The sequence below is a fragment of the Stenotrophomonas sp. HMWF003 genome (assembly GCF_003061285.1).
In the GTDB taxonomy this organism is placed as follows: domain Bacteria; phylum Pseudomonadota; class Gammaproteobacteria; order Xanthomonadales; family Xanthomonadaceae; genus Stenotrophomonas; species Stenotrophomonas maltophilia_AP.
On sequence record NZ_QAIW01000008.1, the window covers coordinates 1 to 2,391 of the forward strand.

At 62.9% G+C, this 2,391-nt stretch carries 2 protein-coding genes; one reads left to right on the plus strand and one right to left on the minus strand.

Annotated features, from left to right (window positions below):
* The first annotated feature begins 197 nt into the window (after positions 1 to 197).
* A complete protein-coding gene (locus DBR34_RS00410) occupies positions 198 to 1,037 on the plus strand; it encodes a hypothetical protein (RefSeq protein ID WP_128095244.1) in 840 nt (279 codons plus the stop codon).
* 69 nt (positions 1,038 to 1,106) lie between these two features.
* On the opposite strand, the gene DBR34_RS00415 is transcribed toward DBR34_RS00410, so the two are convergent.
* On the minus strand, positions 1,107 to 2,252 hold the full coding sequence (locus tag DBR34_RS00415) for a YncE family protein (protein ID WP_128095245.1): 1,146 nt from the start codon (positions 2,250 to 2,252) through the stop codon (positions 1,107 to 1,109).
* Positions 2,253 to 2,391: the final 139 nt, after the last annotated feature.

Consider the following 2,391-nt stretch of genomic DNA (forward strand, 5'->3'; position numbering starts at 1 on the left):
CGCCTCGGTGGAGCGTGGGGAGGGTGGGGACATCCAGGGTCTCGGTAGCGGTACGTGGAAAGTTGGAAAGCAACCACTGATTATGGCGCAAGGGTTGAAATCGGTGCGCAGCCTAAATTTACCGGCCTTGGCGCCGCTAGTTACCAATAGGGCCCAAGACCCGGGCCGCGCAACCTCAGCGTTCAAGGAAGAAAAAAATGAGCACTCCCGACCCCGAACAGCGCAAGCTCGACATCGAAGAAGAGAAACTACGGCTTGCCCGCACGGGACTACGGCAGGACATTTTCGGCAAAGTCGTGATGCCCGCCGTCATTGTCGTGCTGGCGGCTGCAACGTATTTCGGCAATACCGACATGGCCAAGCGCCAGCATCAGCTCGCGATCGATATGCATAAAATGCAGCTGCGTGATAAGGAAAATCAGCTTGGCCTGCGCAATGAAGACGCCAACGCAGCTCGCAACGCGCGCATCTCGGACTTCGTCATACAGGAATACCAAAGAATCATCTCCGACGATCCGGCCGTGTCTCAAGGCGCCATAGCAGTGGCCTACACCGTCTTTTCCGACGAGCCCGAGAACACGCTGATACGTGCCAAAATCGCGGTACTGGTAGCAGACAAACAACAGCGCATGGCGCAGCAACCCACCGCGCGGCAACGTGCGGATATTGAGTTGGCCGCAGGACAACGGCAGATCGTGGCTGGCAACTTCTCGCTTGCGCTGCGGCATCTGGATACAGCGCTCACCCTCGATCCGTCCAACCCATCTAGCTGGAACAGCAAGGCTTACGCACAGTTCAAGCTCGCAGATGGGCAAGGCGCATTGCGCAGTATCTCCGAAGCCATATCGCTGTCCCCGACTAACCCGCGACTTCGCCACATGGTGGTCATCAATGCCGCGAAGATACTTTGCTCCGTCAACAGGACGGAAGATGGGCTGTCGTACTTGAAGTCGGGGATAGCTGCCATGCCTGCCCTGGCGGATAAGGCCCGCAAAGATGAACAGCTGACCACGACCTGCAGCCTGACCTGGAGCTAGAAGCGACGGAGCGCTGTGCCCACCCGCTCCTGCGGATGGGCACGGCATCAATGCATTGGTCCAGCGGGATCAGTCCAGCTGAATCCGCGCCACCGACTCCGGGCTGCCCTTGGCCTCGTTGTCGCCGTTCTTCACGGTCACGTACAGCACGTTCTTCTTCGCATCCAGCGCCAGGCTGTTCGGGTGCGTGGGCACCGAGTAGGTCTTCAGTGGCTTGTACGTATCGCTGTTGTAGGACGTCACCGTGCCCGCTTCGCGGTTGGTGACGTACAGGCGCTTGCGCTTGGCGTCCAGCAGGATGCCCAGCGGGCCGGCGTCGGTGGGGATGCTGGCCAGTTCCTTGCCGGTGGTGCGGTCCAGCACCAGCACGCGCTGGCCCGGGTGGGTGGAGGTGAAGCCCGAGCTGCTGGCCTGGTACTTGCGGATCATCTCCGAGCCCTGGTCGGTGACGTACAGGCGCTTGCCCGACGGCTCCAGCGCGATGTTCATCGGCTGCTCGGCGCTCACCTTGAAGCGCTGCTCCACCTTGCCACTGTCGGTGCCCACGGTGACCACTTCGGCCAGCAGGTTGGAGGTGTACACGCGCTTGCCCTTGGCATCCAGCGCCAGGCCCGGTGCCTTGGCGTTGCCCAGGCCCGGAATGTTGTTCACTACCTTCAGCGACTGCGTGTCCACCACGAACAGCACGCTGCCCTCGCCGGAGTGGCCGGTGACATACAGGCGGTTGGCCGCGCCATCTACCACCAGCTCGCGCAGGTCATGGGTGTAGGCGGCCTTGCCGTCCTTGCCGACCTTCTTTTCCATCAGCTGCACGATGCCCACCACCTTGTGGGTGGCGGTGTCGACCACGGTGACCGAGGTGTCCACGGTGTTGCCGATGTAGAGGCGGTGGTTGGCGTCGTCCAGCACCAGGCCGAAGGCTTTGCGCTCCAGCGGGATCTGCGCTTCCACGCCGAGGGTATTGGGGTCCAGCAGCAACAGCTGCGCCGGACCGGCGGCATCGCCGAAGCCACCGGACGAGGCCACGTACACCACATCTACCGTGGGGCTGTAGGCCAGCTCATACAGGCCCTGGGCAACGGGCTTGCGCAGCACGGCGGCGGCGGTTTCTGCAGCCGGGGTGGCCTTGCCCACGGCGAACGCCGACGGCGTGCCAAGGGACAGGGTGACGGCGAGGGCCAGCGCGGCCGAACGGAGAAGGAAACGAGGGTACATGCGAGCGTCCTTGAATGGGCACGGAAGGGTGTCCTGGCTCGCTGGGCCGTACGTGTGACGGCCGGTCCCGCATGTGTGCGTGGGCTGGCTGGCTGGAATGCCGGGGAATGGTAGCAGGGTGTGGGGGTGGGTGCTTGGG

Bases quoted from the DNA above. Each gene is read 5' to 3' on its own strand.
- DBR34_RS00410 (WP_128095244.1), top strand. From the start codon at position 198: ATGAGCACTCCCGACCCCGAACAGCGCAAGCTCGACATCGAAGAAGAG.
- DBR34_RS00415 (WP_128095245.1), bottom strand. From the start codon at position 2,252: ATGTACCCTCGTTTCCTTCTCCGTTCGGCCGCGCTGGCCCTCGCCGTC.